The organism is Micromonospora costi (assembly GCF_003626655.1).
Taxonomy (GTDB): domain Bacteria; phylum Actinomycetota; class Actinomycetes; order Mycobacteriales; family Micromonosporaceae; genus Micromonospora; species Micromonospora costi.
This window is the reverse complement of the sequence record NZ_RBAN01000007.1, coordinates 177,992-196,552: the sequence shown is the minus strand read 5'-3', so window position 1 is coordinate 196,552 and position 18,561 is coordinate 177,992. Positions and strand designations below refer to the sequence as shown.

Annotated in this window: 18 protein-coding genes; 10 read left to right on the top strand and 8 right to left on the bottom strand. The window is 73.3% G+C overall.

Annotated features, from left to right (window positions below; genetic code table 11):
* Nucleotides 1-36 precede the first annotated feature (36 nt).
* The gene (locus tag D7193_RS29710) at nt 37-549 is read right to left on the bottom strand and encodes a hypothetical protein (protein WP_120782958.1); all 513 of its coding nucleotides are present in this window, start codon (nt 547-549) and stop codon (nt 37-39) included.
* Between the two features lie 349 nt (nt 550-898).
* Entirely contained in the window at nt 899-2,071 is a 1,173-nt protein-coding gene (locus D7193_RS29705) for a thiolase family protein (protein ID WP_120782957.1), read from the bottom strand.
* A 241-nt stretch (nt 2,072-2,312) separates the two neighbouring features.
* On the opposite strand from D7193_RS29705, the gene D7193_RS29700 reads away from it, so the two are divergent.
* Nucleotides 2,313-2,762: a PH domain-containing protein gene (locus D7193_RS29700; protein WP_120782956.1), complete on the top strand. Its 450-nt coding sequence runs from the start codon at nt 2,313-2,315 to the stop codon at nt 2,760-2,762.
* Between the two features lie 128 nt (nt 2,763-2,890).
* On the opposite strand, the gene D7193_RS29695 is transcribed toward D7193_RS29700, so the two are convergent.
* Both D7193_RS29695 and D7193_RS29690 read right to left on the bottom strand, forming a co-directional pair.
* Nucleotides 2,891-3,805: a rhomboid family intramembrane serine protease gene (locus D7193_RS29695; protein WP_120783026.1), complete on the bottom strand. Its 915-nt coding sequence runs from the start codon at nt 3,803-3,805 to the stop codon at nt 2,891-2,893.
* Nucleotides 3,806-3,860: 55 nt separating this feature from the next.
* Nucleotides 3,861-4,391 (bottom strand): peptidylprolyl isomerase, encoded by a 531-nt coding sequence (locus tag D7193_RS29690; RefSeq protein ID WP_120782955.1) that lies wholly within the window; start codon nt 4,389-4,391, stop codon nt 3,861-3,863.
* 84 nt (nt 4,392-4,475) lie between these two features.
* Here D7193_RS29690 and D7193_RS29685 point away from each other — a divergent pair, with 84 nt between their 5' ends.
* Complete coding sequence (locus D7193_RS29685) at nt 4,476-5,261, top strand: hypothetical protein (protein ID WP_120782954.1); 786 nt, start codon at nt 4,476-4,478, stop codon at nt 5,259-5,261.
* Nucleotides 5,262-5,418: 157 nt separating this feature from the next.
* On the opposite strand, the gene corA is transcribed toward D7193_RS29685, so the two are convergent.
* From corA to D7193_RS29670, 3 genes are all read right to left on the bottom strand, one after another.
* A complete protein-coding gene (gene corA, locus D7193_RS29680; RefSeq protein WP_120782953.1) occupies nt 5,419-6,570 on the bottom strand; it encodes a magnesium/cobalt transporter CorA in 1,152 nt (383 codons plus the stop codon).
* Between the two features lie 436 nt (nt 6,571-7,006).
* Nucleotides 7,007-8,101, bottom strand: coding sequence for an aminotransferase-like domain-containing protein (locus D7193_RS29675; protein ID WP_120782952.1), 1,095 nt, complete (start codon nt 8,099-8,101; stop codon nt 7,007-7,009).
* 252 nt (nt 8,102-8,353) lie between these two features.
* Nucleotides 8,354-8,746, bottom strand: coding sequence for a CBS domain-containing protein (locus D7193_RS29670; RefSeq protein ID WP_120782951.1), 393 nt, complete (start codon nt 8,744-8,746; stop codon nt 8,354-8,356).
* A gap of 116 nt (nt 8,747-8,862) precedes the next feature.
* Here D7193_RS29670 and D7193_RS29665 point away from each other — a divergent pair, with 116 nt between their 5' ends.
* The 5 genes from D7193_RS29665 to D7193_RS29645 all read left to right on the top strand — a co-directional run bounded on the left by D7193_RS29665 (nt 8,863) and on the right by D7193_RS29645 (nt 12,657).
* On the top strand, nt 8,863-9,312 hold the full coding sequence (locus D7193_RS29665; protein WP_241563614.1) for an NUDIX domain-containing protein: 450 nt from the start codon (nt 8,863-8,865) through the stop codon (nt 9,310-9,312).
* A complete protein-coding gene (locus tag D7193_RS29660) occupies nt 9,309-10,079 on the top strand; it encodes a hypothetical protein (RefSeq protein WP_120782949.1) in 771 nt (256 codons plus the stop codon). Before D7193_RS29665 ends, D7193_RS29660 begins: the two co-directional genes overlap by 4 nt.
* Before the next feature lie 91 nt (nt 10,080-10,170).
* Nucleotides 10,171-10,902 (top strand): phosphocholine cytidylyltransferase family protein, encoded by a 732-nt coding sequence (locus D7193_RS29655; RefSeq protein ID WP_120782948.1) that lies wholly within the window; start codon nt 10,171-10,173, stop codon nt 10,900-10,902.
* Nucleotides 10,890-11,957 (top strand): iron-containing alcohol dehydrogenase family protein, encoded by a 1,068-nt coding sequence (locus tag D7193_RS29650; protein ID WP_120782947.1) that lies wholly within the window; start codon nt 10,890-10,892, stop codon nt 11,955-11,957. Before D7193_RS29655 ends, D7193_RS29650 begins: the two co-directional genes overlap by 13 nt.
* A complete protein-coding gene (locus D7193_RS29645; RefSeq protein ID WP_120782946.1) occupies nt 11,932-12,657 on the top strand; it encodes a CDP-alcohol phosphatidyltransferase family protein in 726 nt (241 codons plus the stop codon). The genes D7193_RS29650 and D7193_RS29645 overlap by 26 nt, the downstream gene beginning before the upstream one ends.
* Nucleotides 12,658-13,204: 547 nt before the next feature.
* On the opposite strand, the gene D7193_RS29640 is transcribed toward D7193_RS29645, so the two are convergent.
* Nucleotides 13,205-14,569 carry a glycosyltransferase family 4 protein gene (locus D7193_RS29640; RefSeq protein ID WP_120782945.1) on the bottom strand — a complete coding sequence of 455 codons (1,365 nt, stop codon included), beginning with the start codon at nt 14,567-14,569 and terminating at the stop codon, nt 13,205-13,207.
* Nucleotides 14,570-14,593: 24 nt separating this feature from the next.
* Here D7193_RS29640 and D7193_RS29635 point away from each other — a divergent pair, with 24 nt between their 5' ends.
* The 3 genes from D7193_RS29635 (at nt 14,594) to D7193_RS29625 (ending at nt 18,559) form a co-directional block, all read left to right on the top strand.
* Nucleotides 14,594-15,454 carry an Fpg/Nei family DNA glycosylase gene (locus D7193_RS29635; RefSeq protein WP_120782944.1) on the top strand — a complete coding sequence of 287 codons (861 nt, stop codon included), beginning with the start codon at nt 14,594-14,596 and terminating at the stop codon, nt 15,452-15,454.
* Between the two features lie 267 nt (nt 15,455-15,721).
* The gene (locus D7193_RS29630; protein WP_120783025.1) at nt 15,722-17,293 is read left to right on the top strand and encodes a sugar transferase; all 1,572 of its coding nucleotides are present in this window, start codon (nt 15,722-15,724) and stop codon (nt 17,291-17,293) included.
* A 39-nt stretch (nt 17,294-17,332) separates the two neighbouring features.
* Complete coding sequence (locus D7193_RS29625) at nt 17,333-18,559, top strand: sensor histidine kinase (RefSeq protein WP_120782943.1); 1,227 nt, start codon at nt 17,333-17,335, stop codon at nt 18,557-18,559.
* Nucleotides 18,560-18,561: the final 2 nt, after the last annotated feature.

The window sequence follows — 18,561 nt, the reverse complement described above, 5'->3', positions numbered from 1 at the left end:
AGGGAATGTTCGGATCCGGTAAAGCCCGGCCGGTGGTCAGCGAACGGCGGCCGGGCGGAACGCGGCGGGTCGCATCCCGAGCGGCGCCTCGCCGATGGTGGCGACGATCCGTTCGCGGGCGGTGCGCAGGCGCGTACGGAAGGCGTGGTTGAGCAGGGCGTCGAGCTGCCACACCTGCTTCGGGTGGGCCGTCCGGATCAGGAACCGCTCGCGGACGCCGTCGATGGCGGTGGCGGCCAGCTCGACCGAGTGCAGCCGCGGGTCGGGGCTCCACGTGACGTTGCTGAGTTCGCGCAGCTCGGTGTTGAGGTGCAGGCGGAGCCGGTGCAGCACCCGGGTCTGCTGGGTGACCACGAGCCGGCGGTGGGTGAGCAGGAGCAGGTACTCGCCGGCGACCGGCCGCTCGGGCCGGCTGCACCGGGTGACCAGGATGGTGGCGTCGCCCGAGCCGACACAGCGGCGGAACACGGGCATGTGCCGGCTCACGGTCTGCACCGCGAGCCCTGCCTCGGCGGCAGCGGGAAGGAACGTTCGGGAGAAGACGTCCATGCCCTGCCCAACGACACCCGGACAGGGGTGACGTGGGTCACGTGGGAATTTTGCAACTTCCACGCCCCGGCGTCGCACCACCTGTCCGACTTCCGCCGCGCCGGCCGCGCGCCTCACACCTCGTCGGGCGTCAGCAGTTCGGCCAGCCAACCGGGCACGGCCTCGGCGTACTCGGCCCCCGCCAAGTCCGTCGGCCCGCAGCGGCGAGCCGCGCGCCCACCCAGGTGTGCGCCTCGTCCTGCCACTGCGGGTCGGCCAGCCGGTACGCGGAGGTCGTCACGGCACGCAGGCTGGGCCGGCGCCACGGCACGGGCGAACGGTTTTGCCGGGACGCCCACGGACCGCGCGGTCAGAGCAGCTCGACGATGGTGGCGTTGGCCATGCCGCCGCCCTCGCACATGGTCTGCAACCCGTAGCGGATCCCGTTGTCGCGCATGTGCTGGAGCATCGTGGTCATGATCCGGGCGCCGGACGCGCCGAGCGGATGGCCGAGCGCGATCGCCCCGCCGCGCGGGTTGAGCCGCTCCGGGTCCGCCTCGGTCTCGGCCAGCCACGCCAGCGGCACCGGGGCGAACGCCTCGTTCACCTCGTACACCCCGATCTCCTCGATGCCCAGCCCCGCGCGGCGCAGCGCCTTCGCGGTGGCCGGGATGGGCGCGGTGAGCATGGTGACGGGGTCGTCGGCGGCGACCACGGCAGTGTGGATCCGCGCCAACGGGCGCAGCCCGTGCCGGCTGGCCCACTCGCTGCTGGTGACGGCGAGCGCGGCGGCGCCGTCGGAGATCTGCGACGCGGAGCCGGCGGTCACCACGCCGTCGGCCCGGAACGGGGTGGCCAGCTCGCCCAGCTTCTCCAGCGAGGTATCCCGCCGGACGCCCTCGTCGGCGCCGAACTTGCCGCCGTCGGCCAGCGGCACCGGGGTGAGTTCCGGGTCGAAGGCGCCAGCGTCCTGCGCGGCGGCCGCCTTCTCGTGGCTGGCGAGCGCGAACTCGTCGAGCTGTGCCCGGGAGAACCGCCACCGCTGGGCGATCAGCTCGGCGCCGACGCCCTGGTTGAACGGGAGCGGCGCGTCCTCGGCGAAGCCTTCGACACCGCGGTAGCGCTCGCGGAGCTGGTCGCTGAACGGCATCCCGCCGGCCACGCTGGAGCCCATGGGCACCCGGGTCATCGACTCGACGCCACCGGCGACGACCAGCTCGGCCTGCCCGGACGCCACCGTCGCGGCGGCGAAGTGCAGCGCCTGCTGGCTGGACCCGCACTGACGGTCCAGAGTGGTGCCGGGCACCGACTCGGGCCAGCCCGCGGCCAGCACGCCGTTGCGGGCGATGTTCCACGACTGCTCGCCGACCTGCGACACGCAGCCCCAGACCACGTCGTCGACCTGCTCCGGGTCGATGCCGGTGCGCTCGGCCAGCGCCCGCAGCACGTGGGCCGACAGGTCGACCGGGTGCACACCGGCCAGGCTGCCCTTGCGCCGCCCGACGGGGGTGCGAACCGCGCCGACGATAACCGCGTCACTCATGTCTACTCCCCGGTAACCTGGGCTGTCTCGATCCTACGTCGTGCATCGACCGGCCGTCGCGCCCCCGCCGGCCGCGGCCCGACCACCCGGCGACCGTGGCGGGCACCCCGGAGGCGTGCGCGCCCGGCTCTGCTACCGGTCGCCGCCGCGCTCTGCGGCGGGAGCGGCGGGTCCGGACGCGCCCTGGCGGCCGGGTTCGAGCGGGCCGGCCGGCCGTCGTGTCCGCTGGCATGCTGGGCGGGTGGACGACGTGACGGCGGAGCAGAAGTGGCGCGTACCGGGGAGCCTGCCGGCGGCCAAGCTCGCGGGCGCGGCCCTGCTGGTCGCGCTCGGGCTGCTCTTCGCCGACGGCGATCCGGTGCGGCTGGCGCTCGCCGCGCTGGTCGCCCTCGGCCTGGCGGTCTGGGGCGTGCGCGACCTGGTCGCCCCCGTCCGGCTGGCGCTGGACGCCGCCGGCATCACCGTGGTCCACGGGTTCGCCGGGCACCGGCGGTTGCCCTGGGACGCGGTCGAGGCGATCACCGTGGACCGCCGGCCCCGGCTGGGCCTGTCCACCGAGACACTCGAGATCGACGCCGGGGAGACGCTGCACCTCTTCGGCCGGTACGACCTCGGGGCGTCGCCCGAGGACGTGGCCCGGGTGCTGCGGGCCGCCTGGACGACCGCCGGCGACGGACCCGCCGGCAGGTGAACCGGCCCCAGGCGGGGCGGCAGTTTCCCGGCCGGGACGCTAGTTCCCCCGGCCGGCCACGGCGCCCCCGGCGGACGCCCGCCGTGCGCGCTCCACGCCGTGCGGGCCGCCGGCCGCTGTGCGGGCGATCAGCCCGCGAGGAGCTGGGCGGTGCGGATCAGGGCCGCCCCGACCAGGACCAGCACGATGATCGCGCCACCCGCGAGCTGCACGAGCGAGCGGCGGGAGCGGGGCGCGTAGGCGAGCACCAGCGCCATCGCCGCGCCGGTCACGAGGCCGCCGAGGTGCCCGGCGATCGAGATCCCCGGCACGGCGAACGTGAAGACCAGGTTGACGATGAGGACCGGCAGGATCGCCGACGTGTCCCGGCCGAGCCGGCGCATGATCAGGAAGAGCGCCGCGAAGAGGCCGAAGATCGCGGTCGACGCGCCGGCGGTGGTCGCGTTCTGGGCGCTGAACAGGTACGCGGCGACGTTCCCGCCGAACCCGGCTATCAGATAGAGCGCCAGGAAGCGCAGCGGCCCGAGGTTGGCCTCCAGTGACCGGCCGAGGACCCAGAGCGCCCACATGTTCAGCAGCAGGTGGACCACGCCGAAGTGCAGGAACATCGCGGTGACGAGCCGGTACCACTGGCCGTCCGCGACACCGCCCACCGTGCCGTCGGGGAAGACCGCGAGCCCCAGCACCGCACCCCAGTCGGTGAGTGGGGTGTGCCCGCCGAGGAGCCCGCCGAAGCCGGAGCCGCCGACCGCCGCGTCACCGCCCCGGTCCGAGGCGATCGAGAGCAGCATGAGCAGCACGTTCACCGCGATGAGGACCTTGGTGACGTAGCCGTGCCGGCCGGCGGCACCGCCACCGAAGGCGGTGCGCGCCGGCCGGACGCTGCGGCGCCCCTCGTTGACGCACTCCGGGCACTGGTGCCCGACCGACGCCGCACGCATGCAGTCCGGGCAGATCGGCCGGTCGCAGCGGGTGCACCGGACGTACGTCTCCCGGCCAGGGTGTCGGTAGCAGACCGGGGTGGTCGGCGGCGACTCGCTCACCGTGCCCACCCTCCGGAGCGCTCAATCATGCGAGCAAAGGTACCTCGCGCGCGCTTCAGGCAGCGGAGCGCTCGATCTCGACCCGCTCGATGACGACGTCCTGCAGCGGGCGGTCGCTCGGGCCGGTCGGGGTGTTGGCGATGGAGTCGACCACCTTCGCCGACTGCTCGTCGGCCACCCGGCCGAAGATGGTGTGCCGGTTGTTCAGGTGCGGCGTCGGGGCGACCGTGATGAAGAACTGCGAACCGTTGGTGCCCGGCCCGGCGTTCGCCATGGCGAGCAGGTACGGCTGGTCGAAGCGCAGCTCCGGGTGGAACTCGTCGGCGAACTTGTAGCCCGGCCCGCCGCGACCGGTGCCGGTCGGGTCGCCCATCTGGATCATGAAGCCGGCGATGACCCGGTGCGAGATGGTGCCGTCGTAGTACGGCCCCTTGCCCGGCTGGCCGGTGCGCGGGTCGACGTACTCGCGCGAACCCTCGGCCAGTTCCACGAAGTTGCGGACGGTCTTCGGCGCGTGGTTCGGGAAGAGCTCCAGCCGGATCGGGCCGGCGTTGGTGTGCAAGGTGGCGTAGAGAGCCTCGGCCACGGGTACTCCTCACTCGTTGGTCAGTTCCATGCGGATCCTCCCATGTGCCCGATCTGGCATCGCGGAGGCATCCGAAGGTGGAGGATGACGGAGGAACAACTCCCAGGAGGTGGGACCGTGTTTGGAATGGGGCGGCGGAAGTCCCAGGGGCAGCTCGCGAAGGCCGAGTTGAACCAGAGCATCAACCATCTGATGCAGGCGGCCACGTACGCCGCGAAGGGCGCCGGCGCGACGGTCGGCCCGCGCGTCCAGGCGGCCCGGGACTACGTCGGACCGGCTACGGCGAAGGTGCGTGACCGCGCCGCGACCGGCTGGGGGACGACGCTCACCTCCCTCGCACCGCTCGCCGCGGCCGCCCGCGACGGCGCTACACAGGCGGGTTCGATGACCAGGAAGGCGAAGTCGAGGAACATGCGGATCACGGGGAAGAAGAAGCAGCCGCGGCGTCGCGGCTCGATGATGACCGGCCTGCTGGCCGCCGGTGCGATCGCCGGTCTGGCCGGGGCGATGGCGATGCGGCGCCGCCGCGAGCAGCAGGAGTGGGCCGAGTACGACCCGACCCGCACGCTGGAGCCGATGCGGGACGAGGTGGACACCATCGAGGTGCAGACCCGCTCGACGCCGGGCGGCGCGAAGATGGCCGACGCGAACGCGTCCGGAGTGGGCGGTGGCCCGACCGGCGCCGGCAGCTCGGCGGTGGCCGGTGGGCCCAGCGCCTCCACCACCTCGCCGAGCACCACCTCCAAGGTCCAGCCGACCGGGAAGGTCCCCTCGGTGGCCGAGGGCGCCAAGGACGTGTCCGGCCGCCCCGCCGACGACCTCACCAAGGCCATGGGCAAGGACACCGCCCGCACCAACGGGCGCCGCTGACCGCGCCCGCAGCGGAAAAGCGCCGGCGAGGCGGGCCCGTGCCCGCAACGCCGGCGCTTCCGCGTTCCGGGGTCACGGTCCGCCGGCCACCCACGGCACGTCGCCTCGGCGGCCCGGGCCGCGAGTCGCGGCGCCCGATCGCGTACGGCCGGCGGGGTCAGAGCCAGCCGTTGCGGTGGAACCAGCGGTACAGCGCGAACGAGAAGCCGAGCATCAGGGCCCAGACGATCGGGTAGCTGTACGCCCAGTCCAGCTCCGGCATGTACTTGAAGTTCATGCCGTAGATGCCGGCGATGGCGGTCCAGACCGCGGCGATCGCGGCCCACGCGGCGATCTTGCGCATGTCGTTGTTCTGGTCGACGGTGACCTGCGCGAGCCGCGCCTGGAGGATCGAGTTCAGCAGGTCGTCGTACGAGTTCACCTGCTCGACCGTGCGGCTCAGGTGGTCCTGCACGTCCCGGAAGTAGCGCCGGATCTCCTTCGGCACCTCCCGGTTGCCCTGGGAGGTCAGCGTGAGCAGCGGGCGTTGCAGCGGCACCACGGCCCGCTTGAACTCCACCAGTTCCCGCTTCATCTGGTAGATCCGCTGGATCCGCGAGCTGCCCTGCCGGTCGAAGACCTCGGCCTCCAGCACGTCGAGGTCGTCCTCGAGCTTGTCGGCGACCTCCAGGTAGAGGTCGACCACCCGGTCGGTGATCCCGTACGCGACCGCCCACGGCCCGTGCAGCAGCAGCTCCTCCTTGGTTTCCAGGTCGGCGCGGACCGGGGAGAGCCGGCAGGCGTCGCCGTGCCGGACGCTGATCACGAAGTTCGGGCCGATGAACAGCATCACCTGCCCGGTCTCCACGACCTCCGAGTGCTCGGTCAGCTCGGTGTGCTCGCAGTAGCGGGCGGTACGGAGCACCAGGAAGCTCACATCGCCGAACCGCTCCAGCTTGGGCCGCTGCTCGGCCTTGACCGCGTCCTCGACGGCGAGTTCGTGCAGCCCGTACGTGTCCGCGATGGCGCTCATCTCGTCCAGCTCCGGCTCATGCAGCCCGAGCCACACGAAGCCGTGCTCCTCCCGGCGGGCGGCGGCCAGCGCGTCCGCGTACGTCCAGTCGCCCGGCTGCCGCCTGCCGTCGATGTAGAGAGCGCAGTCGACGACCCCGCTGCGTCCCGCGCCGGCGGGGGCCTGCGGATCGCGGTGTGTGCCGTCGACGCTGAGGATGCGGCTCATGGCCCGGACCGGGGCCGCCCAGGCCCGCGGCCGGGGCATCCGCCCGCCGTTCTGCGGGGTCACCCCGCCCCGCTGTTCACGATCCGCCATCGGTCCCCCTCTCCGCGCCTCGCCATCCGGCGGTTCACGCCGGGCGCGGCAGCCGCCTCACGGGCGGGTCGCGCCGGACGCGGCGCCCGCCGCGACCCGGTGGCCGGATTGCAGGGTACGCCGATCGAGGGGATCACGCCCTGTGACGGATCCGTCCACGAGACGGGGCCGGGCGGGCCGGGTCGCGTCGGGGGGTGAGGGGCGACACGGCCCACCCGGCGCCCTGTGGGGGCGGGGGTTGTGCTGGTCACGCCACTCCTGCCGGGTGCCGCGGGATCGATTCACGCCCGGCGCCGGCCCGGCCGGCGTCGACGGACGAAGGATGACCTCCGCTACACGTCGTGAGTGACGCTCGCAGCATTGTGGGCCTCCGGCCGCCCGGACGGGAGTCCCAGGGCGGCCGGTTGTGCCGTTCTGTCGGGAATCCGACAGTAACTCACCCGCGAACCGCTTCCACCGCCTCGGCGAGCCGGCGGACACCTTCGTCGATCTTGTCGGCCGTCACGGCCGAGAAGGCCAGCCGCAGCGCGTGCTGCCCACCCTCGACCACGAAGTCGCTGCCCTTGACCACGGCCACACCGCGCTCGGCCGCCGCCGGAGCGAGCCGGTCGACGTGCACGTCCTCCGGGAACTCCACCCAGAGGAAGTAACCGCCGTCCGGCTCGACGAACCGGGCCTGCGGCAGGTGCCGGCGCAGCGACTCGGCGAGCACGCGGGCCCGCTCACCGAGCGCCGCCCGTACGGTCTCGATCGAGCGGTCGATGTCACCCGAGACGCAGAACTGGTGCACGATCGCCTCGGAGACCATGCCCGGGGAGATGTAGAGGCTGGTGGCGTTCTTCGCGATGGCCGCGATCAGGTCCGCCGGCCCCACCAGGTAGCCGACCCGTACGCCCGGGCAGACCGTCTTGGTGAAGCTGGAGGCGTGCACCACCACGTCGCGCGTGTCCAGGGAGAGCATCGACGGCAGCGCCTCGCCCCGGAAGCGGATGTCCGCGTACGGGTCGTCCTCGAAGATCGTGAACTCGTACTCGGCCGCCAGGTCGAGCAGCTCCCGCCGCTTCTCCAGGGAGAGCGTCACACCGGCCGGGTTCTGGTAGTTCGGGATGACGTGCGCGAGCCGCGGACGGACCCCGGACTCGAGCAGCTTGCGCAGCTCGGCGGTGTCCAGACCGTCCGGCTGGATGGAGACGCCGTGCAGCTCGCTGCCCATCCGCTTGAGGTTGAGCAGCGTCCGGTCGTACGTGGGGCGCTCGACCACCACCGCGTCGCCCGGACGAATCAGGTGGTCGAAGAGGAAGGCGTCGGCCTGCAACGAGCCGTTCGTGACCAGCACCTGCTCCGGCGCCACGCCGTGCTTCTCGGCGATCCACTTCCGCAACGGCGGGTAGCCGACGGAGGTGCCGTACGCCGTGACCCCGGCGGGGTCGGCGTCGAACGCACGGACGGCGGCGGCCTTGAGCCCCTCGACATCGACGATGTCCAGCGAGGGCGCTCCGCGGGCGAAGGAGATCAGCTGCTCGGCGGTCATGGCTGTTGAGCGTACGGGCGGCTCCCGGGGGCGCGCCGACGGCACGGCGATGTCCGCATCCTGAGCCACCGGGTCGGGTGACCTGGGCCGGCCCGGCGGAGCGGCAAGTCGGACCGGAAGGGCGAGCGGGTCGTGCTGCGATCGCGGGCGCCGGTGTTCCGCCCGCGATCGCCGGTCCGTCGGCGGCGCCGATCCGTCGCCCGGCCCGCCCGGCCCGCCCGGCCGTCGCCTGCGCCTGCGCCTGCGCCTGCGTCAGCTTGTCGCCACCATGCGGATGGCCGCCCAGACCCGCATGATGTCCCGTACCGAGATCACCCCGGCCACCTCGCGGCCGTCGAGCACCACGAGGTGCCGGAAGCCTCCGCGGGCCATGGCGGCGGCCGCCTCCTCCAGCGTCCAGTCCGGACCGGCGTAGACCACGTCCCAGGTGAGATGGGCGCCCGTGCGCTCCACGTCGCAGTCCAGCCCCGCGCCGATGGCGTTGAGCACGTCGCGTTCGGTCATGATCCCGACGCCCTCGGAGTCGGGGTCGATCACCACCGCCGAGCCGATCCCCCGGGCCGACATCATCCGGGCCGCCTGCCGGAGCGTGTGCTCCGGACCGACCACCAGGACCTCGCTGGACATCGCTTCCCGTACCTGCATCACGCATCACCCCTATGGGACGGTGGCATCCGGTTACCGACATGGTGGGCCGTCGATGTCCCCGGAACAAGACCTCGGCATCGCCGACGCGCCGGGCGGCTCGCTACTGTCGGAGCGTGTCCACCGAGCCTCTGCGCTGCGCCGGTGCCCTCGTCGTGCACGACGACGGGCGCATCTTCTTCCAGCGGCGGTCCCCGGACCGGCGCCTGTTTCCCAACTGCTGGGACATCGTGGGCGGCCACCTGGAGCCCGGCGAGGACGTCGAAACGGCGCTGCGCCGCGAGGTGACCGAGGAGACCGGCTGGACCGTCGCGCAGGTGCTCGCTCCGGTGGGCGAATACCGCTACGTCGGCGACGACGGCCTCGAACGCGTCGAGAGCGACTGGCTCGTACGGGTCGACGGCGACCTGGCCCGACCGGCGCTGGAGGCGGGCAAGCACACCGAGTACCGGTGGCTCGCCGAGGACGACGTGTCCCTGCTCGACGAGCACCGGGACGTCAACGACGGCCTCATCCGCCGGATCGCGGAGGAGGCCTTCGCCACCCTGCGTGCGATGGGTCGGTGAACCACGCCGTCGAGCTGGCCCCGCACCGGTTCGCCGGGCTGGTGGCCCCGGCCGTCGACCGGGCCGTCGCCGCCGCCCTGGACGCGGGCCGGCGGCGGGGCGGCGCCGAGCTGGGCCGGCGGTACGGCGGACCGGCCGCGACCGGCTTCCTGGTCGAGTTCCGCACCCGGCTGGCCGAGCCCGGCGGGATCGTCGACGAGCCGGGGTTCGCGGCCGTCACCCGCTACCGGGATCCGGCCGAGTGCCGCAGAGCACTGGACAAACAGGTCGCGTACGGGACGCTGCACCGGCTACCGGACGGCGGGATCGCGGCCACCGAGCGGGGGCTGGCCTTCCTCGACGAACTGCGGGGGCTGCACGCCGAGGTGACCGCCGAGCTGTGGGCCGGCCACGAGGAACGGGTGGTGCGCCTGGTCGAGGCGTTCGGCCGGCTGGTGGCGTACGCCCTGGTGCTCGACGCCGAACAGCCCGCGGCGGCCGGCGCGGCGTTCGCCGCGACCGCGCCGCCCTACGAGCCGGACGGCACCCCGGCCGGGGTGCTGCTGCTCGACCGGCTCGACGCCCTGCACCACCACCGGGCCGACGCGCACGCCGCCGCCTGGACCGCCGCCGGCCACACCGCGCGCAGCGTGGCCGCCCTGCCACCCGGGCCCGAGCGGCTGGCCATCGACCTGGAGACCGACCGCCGGGCGGCCGGGCCGTACGGGGCGCTGACGCCGGAGGAGCGGTTGACCGTCCTCGCCGACCTGGCCGCGCTCCCCGGGTGAGCGACCGGTGAACTCCGGTTGACCGGAGGCCGTCTCCGAGGCGGCGCTATCCTCCACCGGTGACCGGAGTCGTACGAGGGAGGATGCCGGCATGATCGGGATGGTGCTCGCGGCCGGGGCCGGACGCCGGCTGCGCCCGTACACCGACACCCTGCCCAAGGCGCTCGTGCCGGTTGACGGCGACGTCACGATCCTCGACATCGCGCTGAAGAACCTCGCCGAGGTGGGGCTCACCGAGATCGTGATCGTGGTCGGCTACGCGGCGGACGCCGTGCGGGCCCGGCAGGCGGAGCTTGAGGAGCGGTACGGCGTCACCCTCACCCTGGTGCACAACGACAGGGCCGAGGAGTGGAACAACGCCTACTCGCTCTGGCTGGCGCGGGAACACTTCGGCCGGGGCGTGCTGCTGGTCAACGGCGACACCGTGCACCCGGTGAGCGTGGAGAAGACGCTGCTCGCCGAGCGGGGGCCGGGCATCCTGCTCGCGGTGGACACCCTCAAGCCGCTGGCCGAGGAGGAGATGAAGACCACCTTCGACGCGGCCGGCCAGCTCACCCGGATCACCAAGATCATGGACCCGGGCGAGGCGTACGGGGAGTACATCGGCGCGACGCTGATCGAGCCGCAGGTGGCCGACGCACTCGCCGACGCGCTGGAGGCGACCTGGCGGCGCGACCCGAACCTCTACTACGAGGACGGCTACCAGGAGTTCGCCGACCGGGGCGGCGAGGTGCGGGCGGCGCCCATCGGCGACGTGTCCTGGGTCGAGGTCGACAACCACGCCGACCTGGCCCGTGCCCGGGAGATCGCGTGCCGCTACTAGCCCGGACCGTCAACACCCCACTGCTGATCGAGGTCCGGCGGGGCGCGGTGGCCGACCTGGGCCCCCTCCTCGCCGACCGGCGGATCTCCTCCGGGGGCGACGTGGCGGTGGTCGTCGGCCCCGGTCAGGGCGAGAAGATCGTCGAGCTGTGCCGGCCCAGCCTGGGCTCGGCCGACGTGTTCACCGTGGCCGGCGGCACCATCGACGCCGCGAACGAGCTGGGCGACCGCCTGCGGGCCCGGTCGTACGACGCGGTGGTGGGCATCGGCGGCGGCAAGACGATCGACACGGCCAAGTACGCCGCCACCCGGTACGGCATCCCCATGGTGACCGTGGCGACCTCCCTCGCGAACGACGGGATCGCCTCGCCGACCGCCTCCCTCGACCACGAGGGCGGCAAGGGCTCCTACGGCGTCCACATCCCGATCGCGGTGATCGTCGACCTGGACTTCGTCGAGAACGGCCCGGACCGGCAGACCCAGGCCGGCATCGGGGACGCGGTGAGCAACCTGAACGCGTGCGCGGACTGGGAGCTGGCCCACGAGGTCCGCGGGGAGCCGATCGACGGCCTCGCCGTGACTCTGGCCCGGTCCGGCGCCGAGGCGCTGCTCAACCACCCGGGCAAGATCACCGACGACGGGTTCCTCACCACACTGGCCGAGGCGCTGATCCTCGGCGGGCTCGCGAGTTCGGTGTGCGGGTCGACCCGCCCGGCCAGCGGCGGCGACCACGAGATCTCGCACGCCATCGACCACCTCTTCCCGGGCACCGCCGCCCACGGCGAGCAGGCGGGCCTCGGCGCGCTGTTCTGCACGTTCCTGCGGGGCGAGCCGGAGCGGTTCGGCCAGCTCGCCCGGTGCCTGCACCGCCACGGCCTCGCCACCACCCCCGCCGAGCTGGGGCTGAGCGACGACCAGTTCGCTGACGCCGTGATGTACGCGCCGAGCACCCGACCGGACCGCTACACCATCCTCGAACACCTCGCGATGTCGCCTACCGAGGTCCGGGCACGGCTGGCAGACTACGCCGATGCAATCCGCGATTACCTTGGCTGACACCTCCCGTCCCACCGCCGTCCACTTCCACCGGACGAACCGCGGTGGCGGGCTGTTCAGCGAGTCGATCAGCCAGTGGCTGGGGGCCGCGTTCGCGGTCGCCGCGCACCGGCTGGGGCTGCGCCCCACCGCGCTGACGCTCACGAACCTGGTGCTCGGGCTCGCCACGTCGGTCACCGTGGTCGCGCTCGCCGGCCCGGTCGCCGACGACCGCGTGCCGGCCTGGGTGGTCGGGCTGCTCGCGCTGGTCGGTTGGCAGGTGGCGTACGCCCTGGACTGCGCCGACGGCCAGCTCGCCCGGGTGACCGGCCAGGGCAGCGCGGCCGGCGCGCGGGTCGACGTGCTCTGCGACGTCGCGGCCCAGATCGCCCTCGTCGCGGCGCTCGCGGCGACCGCGGTCGCGCAGTTCCCGTCCACCCCGACCTGGCTGGTCGCGGCCTTCGCGGGCACCTGGATGGTCAACCTGGTCACCTCGGTGATGCAGGCCGGCCCGAACGCGGCGAGCATGGTGACCTCGACCTCACTCCCGGTGCGGCTCGTGAAGCTGGTCCGCGACTACGGCGCGGTGATCTTCGTGGCCGCCCTGGTGCTGCTGTTCGCCCCCGCGCTGACGCTCTGGGTGATGGTGGCGTTCACGGTGGTCAACGGCGGCTTCCTGCTCGCGAGCATCGCCTTCAGCGCCCGCGCCTCCCTCCGCTGACCACCGGCCCCTGATCGGGACGGACGCACTAGTCCGGACGACCCCGGCCGTGCCCGTGCCCGGGCGGGTCGGCTTCCTCGTGCTACACCCGGGACCGCGCCGGTCCGTCCTCGGGTGGCAGCAATGTCGGGGTAGGTGTTGCCACTGGGCGCCGTCGAGGCCACAACTTCCCGGGAATAGTGGCCTCCGCCGGCGCGGAGGGGACAACTTCCAGGAAGTTGTGCGGGGCGGGGGCGAAGAGTCGGCGGCAGGGGCGAAGACTCGGCGGGAGGGCCGGCAGCGGGAGCGCTGGTGCGGGATCCTCGCACCGCCCCGAGACACGGTCCACGCTCAGGCCCAGGCACGTGACCGAGTGCGTGGATGACAACAACTTCCGGGAAGTTGCGGCCACCGAGCACCACCGAAGCCACAAATTCCCGGAAATAGTGGCCTCCGTCGGCGGGGAAGGCACAACTTCCAGGAAGTTGCGTGGAGCCGGCGCGGAGCGTCGGGGCGTGCCCGGGCGGGCGGGCCCGGGTGGACAACCTCCTGGTGACCGCGGGGTGGGTCAGGAGGGGCGCGCGGCGCGGGAGACGCCGGCGTAGATGTCGATCAGCTGCTTGGTGACCACGTCCGGGTGGAAGGTGCGCTCGTAGCGCAGCCGGGCACCCTGGGACAGCACCGCCGCGCCCGCGCGGGCCAGCGGCAGGGCGGCGGCCAGCGCGGCGGCCTCGGGCGCCACGACCCAGCCGGCCTCGCCGGCCTCGATCCCGGCCGGCACGGCGGCGCCGCCCAGCGGCCCGGCCGCCGACCCAGACCCGGAGGCCGGCACGGACTCGACCGCCGGCACGGATCCGGTCAGCGGCCCAGGCGACGGCACGGGACCGGCCGGTGGCGCCACGGCGGAGGCGACCTCCGCGGGGCCGGTGCCGGCCGGTACGCGTGGCGTGTCCGCACCGACGAGGTACGGGATGCCGCCGAGCGCGGTGCCGAGCACGGGCCGGCCGCTGGCCAGGGCCTCGATGATCACGGTGGGCAGCACGTCGTGCCAGGTCGAGGTGGCGAGGACCACGGCGGTCGATTCGAGGGCGGCGCGGACCCCGGCGCGGTCCAACGGGCCCAGGAAGGTCACGTCCGCCCGCTCGGCGGCGGCCGCCTCGGCGAGCGGGCGCAGCTCGCCGTCGCCGGCGATGCGCAGCGGGCCGAGCGCGCCGTCCGGGTGCCGTCGCCAGGCGTCCAGCAGCAGGTCCAGCCCCTTCTCGGGGGAGAGCCGGCCCAGGAAGAGGAAGCCGTCGCCGAGCGGCGCGGGGCGTCCCGGGTCCGGGATGCCGTTCGGCTTGACCACGATCCGGTCGTCCGGAATGCCGTAGTCGCGCAGGTGCGCGGCGACCGCCGAGGTGAGCGCGACGAACCGGTCGACCGAACGCCAGGTGGGCCGGTGCACGGCCAGCGTGGTGGCCATCAGCGCGCTCTGCGCGCGCGAGCCCCGGTAGCAGCGGTGCACGATCGCCGGTACGCCGAGCGCCCGGCCGCGGCAGTCCTGGCAGATCATCCCGTCCCGGAAGTAGAGGCCGGAGGAGCAGACCTGCCGGTAGTTGTGCACCGTCTGTACCACGGGCACACCGTGCCGGTGGGCGGTCCGCACCACCCAGGGCGAGAGCAGCGGGTACGGGTTGTGCAGGTGCAGGACGTCCGGCCGGTGCTCGGTGATCAAGCGGCTCAGCTCCTGCTGGGCGCGCGGCGCGTAGATCGGCGAGACCGGCAGCAGCGCCTTGGCGGCCAGCGGCAACGTGGGGATCTCGTCCGAGCTCCGGATGAACGGCACCACCTCGACGCCGGCCGCGGTGAGCTGGTTGATCTCCGCGTCGACGATCGTGTTCTCCCCGGAGGGCTGAGCCTCCCGGTACCGGTTGTGCGCCACCACGATTCTCACGGGAAAGAAGGCTACCGTTGTCAGGTGCCCGAACTACCGGAGGTTGAAGCGCTCGCGGGTTACCTGCGCCAGCGGGCGGTGGGGCGGCGCGTCGACCGGCTGGAGGTCGCCGCGATCAGCGCCCTGAAGACGTACGATCCGGCCCCCACCGCGGTGACCGGCCGGGCCGTGGTGGACGCCCGCCGGCACGGCAAGTTCCTGGACGTGGTCTTCGACGGCGACCTGCACCTGGTGGTCCACCTGGCCCGGGCGGGCTGGCTGCACTACCGGGAGGCGTTCCCCTCCGCGGCGCCACTGCGCCCCGGTAAGGGCCCGATCGCCCTGCGGGTACGCCTCGACGACGGCTCCGGCTTCGACCTGACCGAGGCCGGTACCCAGAAGAAGCTGGCCGCGTACCTGGTGACGGATCCGGCGACGGTGCCGGGCGTGGCCAAGCTCGGCCCGGACGCGCTCACCGCCGACCTGCCCACGTTCACCGAGCGCCTGCGCAGCCGGCGGGGCCAGGTGAAGTCGGTGCTGACCGACCAGGCGGTGCTGGCCGGGGTGGGCAACGCGTACTCCGACGAGATCCTGCACGCCGCGAAGCTCTCTCCGTTCGCGATCACCGACCGGCTCACGGACGGTCAGCTGGCGGCGCTGCACGCCGCCACCCGGCAGGTGCTCGGTGACGCGGTCGGCCGGTCGGTCGGGCAGCGGGCGGCGGAGCTGAAGGGTGAGAAGCGCTCCGGGTTGAAGGTGCACGCGCGCACCGGACTGCCCTGCCCGGTCTGCGGCGACACCATCCGGGAGGTCTCCTTCTCCGACTCGAGCCTGCAGTACTGCCCGACCTGTCAGACCGGCGGCAAGGCCCTCGCTGACCGTCGGCTGTCGCGGCTCGTACGGTGAGTAACGCCACCCGCCGGTTACTGAGTGAAATCGCCGTGATATCGCGACAAGTCCTGCTCGGCGACTCTTCCGAGCGCGCCATCCATCGGTATAGTGGCTCGGTCCCCGGCTTCTGATGTGGCGTGGAGCCGGCCAGATCCCGCCGGCACCAGCGGGGCGCAAAGTCCTTCGGGTCCGGCGCCCGGTCGGGCCCCGCGTGGGAGACTGGGACGGTGGGCGACCCGGGCCCCTCACGATGAGTGAGCGGCGCGTGTCATGCGGGAGGACATGGGTGAGGTGACGACAAGCCTCCAGCGCCCGGTAACCAACGAAGGCCGGAGCAAACTCGTGCGGCACGTCGACAGCTTCGAGATCCAGCCGCCGACGCCGCCGTCGCACAACGGCGTACCCCGGTCGGCGTGGGCACGGGCCCGCCGGCGCGTCTCCCGGTGGCACCGTCCCTACACCGCCATCCTCCTGCTGCTCGACTTCGCGGCGGCGGCGTTCGCCAGCTTCACCGCGATCCACACCTTCGACCAGGCCCGCGCCGGCTTCTACAACGCCCAGAACGACCCGACCTGGTTCTTCACGGTGGCGTTCGTGCTGCTGCCGCTGGGCTGGGTGGTCATCCTCTGGGGCAACCGGGCGTACGACCGGCGCTACCTGGGGCTCGGCCCGGACGAGTTCAAGCGGGTGATCCGGGCCGGGGTGGCCGTGGCCGCCACGGTCTCGTTCCTGGCCTTCGCCACCAAGACCGACCTGTCCCGTTACACGGTCGGCACGGCGCTGCTCGGCGCCCTGCTCCTGATCCTGCTGGGCCGCATCCTGGCCCGTTTCGTGCTGCACGTGGTCCGGCGCAACATCGGTCAGGGCGGGCACCGGATGGTGCTGGTCGGCACCCTGCCGGAGTGCCTGGAGGTCTACACGGCGGTCACCCGCAACCCGGCCGCCGGCCTGGTACCGGTGGCCATCCACCTCACCGACGGCTACGCGGCGGCCCGCGGCATGCAGACCCCCGTCCCGGTGTTCGCGGGCCGCGACGTGCTCGCCCTCGTCCGCGAGGTGGGCGGCGACACCATCGCGGTGTGCGGCTCGGCCAGCGCCGAGCCGGGCGAGCTGCGCCGGCTGGCCTGGCAGCTGGAGGGCTCCGGCGTCGACCTGGTCGTCGCGCCGCAGCTCACCGACATCGCCGGCCCCCGGGTGCACATCCGCCCGATCGAGGGCCTGCCGCTGCTGCACGTCGAGGAGCCCACCCTCTCGGGCCCGGCGCTGCTCGCCAAGAACCTCATGGACCGGGTCGCCGCCGGGCTCGGGCTGCTCGTGCTGGTCCCCGTGTTCGTGGCCATCGCGGTGGCCATCAAGATCTCCGACCCGGGGCCGGTCTTCTTCCGGCAGCCGCGGGTGGGGCACGAGGGCCGCACCTTCCGGGTGTGGAAGTTCCGGACCATGTACGTCGACGCCGAGGAGCGCCTGGCCAGCCTGGTCGACCAGAACGAGACCGACGGCATGCTCTTCAAGATGAAGCAGGATCCGCGGGTCTTCCCCGTGGGCCGCTTCCTGCGTGCCTCCTCGCTGGACGAGCTGCCCCAGTTGATCAACGTGCTCTGGGGCGAGATGTCGCTGGTCGGGCCGCGCCCGCTGCCGGCCGACGACGGCGACTTCCTCGGCGACGTGCGCCGCCGGCTGCTGGTCCGTCCGGGTATGACCGGCCTCTGGCAGGTCTCCGGCCGCTCCGACCTGTCCTGGGATGAGGCGGTCCGGCTCGACCTCTACTACGTCGACAACTGGTCGCTCGCGTACGACCTCAGCATCCTGTGGCGCACCGTGGGCGTCGTGCTGGCCCGCAAGGGCGCGTACTGACCCCTTGGCTGCGACGCCCGGAGCCGACAGGATCTGGGCGTGGGTGGCAACCTCTCGGCCGTCTTCGGCGTCGTCTCGCTGGTCACCGCGCTCGGCGCGGCGCTGTTCGCGGTGGGCCGGCTGCGCGCCCGCCGGGGCATCGCGACCGCCACCCAGCGGGCCACGTACGAGGTGCTGCACACCGCCGGCCTGGCCGCCGAACCCCTGCGGGCCGGGCTGAGCCCGGCGGGCGCGGCGAAGGCCGTACGCCATCTGCGGGCCCTCGTGGGCGCAGTCGGCCTGGCGCTCACCGACCGGGACGCGTTGCTGGCGCTCGACGGGCGCGGAACGCACCACGGCGAGCAACTGCTCGGCGCGGCCCGGCGCGCGGTGACCACCGGGCGGTCCACGGTGCTCGGCGAGTCGGAGCTGCGCTGTGACCGGGTCGACTGCCCGGTGCGGGGCGCGGTGGTCGCGCCGCTGACCGGGACGGACGCGCGGGTGGTCGGCGCCCTGGTCGCGGTCGCCGACGGGCCGCCGGCCCCGGGGCTCGTGCAGGCCACCCTCGAAACCGCGCACTGGGCCGGCAACCAGCTCGCCCTGGCCGAGCTGGACTCGTCGCGGGAGCGGCTGGCCCGGGCCGAGATCCGCGCGCTGCGGGCCCAGATCAGCCCGCACTTCATCTACAACGCGCTGACCGCGATCGGCTCGTTCGTCCGGACGGATCCGGAGCGCGCCCGCGAGCTGATCCTGGAGTTCGCGGAGTTCACCCGGTACTCGTTCCGGGCGCACGGCGAGTTCACCACGCTGGCCGAGGAGTTGCGGTCGATCGACCGCTACCTCACCATCGAGCGGGCCCGCTTCGGTGACCGGCTCCAGGTGCGGTTGCAGATCGCCCCCGAGGTGCTGCCGGTGACGCTGCCGTTCCTCTGCCTGCAACCACTGGTCGAGAACGCCGTCCGGCACGGGTTGTCCCGCAAGCCGGGCACGGGCATGGTGAGCATCGAGGCCCGGGACGCGGGTGCCGAATGCCACATCACGGTGGAGGACGACGGGGTGGGGATGGATCCGACCACGCTGACCGCCGGCATCGCCGAGCTGGCCCGCAGCACCGGCGACCCCGGTGAGGACTCCGGGCAGCACGTCGGGCTCTCCAACGTCGACGAGCGGCTCCGGTCGGTGTTCGGGGACGGGTTCGGCCTGGTCGTCGAGACCGGCCTGGGCTCGGGTACGAAGGTGAGCATGCGCGTGCCGAAGTTCCACCCGGGCGTACGGGCGGGCTCGTGAAC

Excerpts from the sequence above, each read along its gene's own strand:
- D7193_RS29710 (WP_120782958.1), bottom strand. The coding sequence starts at position 549 with ATGGACGTCTTCTCCCGAACGTTCCTTCCCGCTGCCGCCGAGGCAGGG.
- D7193_RS29630 (WP_120783025.1), top strand. The coding sequence starts at position 15,722 with ATGGGTGAGGTGACGACAAGCCTCCAGCGCCCGGTAACCAACGAAGGC.
- D7193_RS29655 (WP_120782948.1), top strand. The coding sequence starts at position 10,171 with ATGATCGGGATGGTGCTCGCGGCCGGGGCCGGACGCCGGCTGCGCCCG.
- D7193_RS29675 (WP_120782952.1), bottom strand. The coding sequence starts at position 8,101 with ATGACCGCCGAGCAGCTGATCTCCTTCGCCCGCGGAGCGCCCTCGCTG.
- D7193_RS29670 (WP_120782951.1), bottom strand. The coding sequence starts at position 8,746 with ATGCAGGTACGGGAAGCGATGTCCAGCGAGGTCCTGGTGGTCGGTCCG.
- D7193_RS29645 (WP_120782946.1), top strand. The coding sequence starts at position 11,932 with ATGCAATCCGCGATTACCTTGGCTGACACCTCCCGTCCCACCGCCGTC.
- D7193_RS29685 (WP_120782954.1), top strand. The coding sequence starts at position 4,476 with ATGACGGAGGAACAACTCCCAGGAGGTGGGACCGTGTTTGGAATGGGG.
- corA (WP_120782953.1), bottom strand. The coding sequence starts at position 6,570 with ATGGCGGATCGTGAACAGCGGGGCGGGGTGACCCCGCAGAACGGCGGG.
- D7193_RS29705 (WP_120782957.1), bottom strand. The coding sequence starts at position 2,071 with ATGAGTGACGCGGTTATCGTCGGCGCGGTTCGCACCCCCGTCGGGCGG.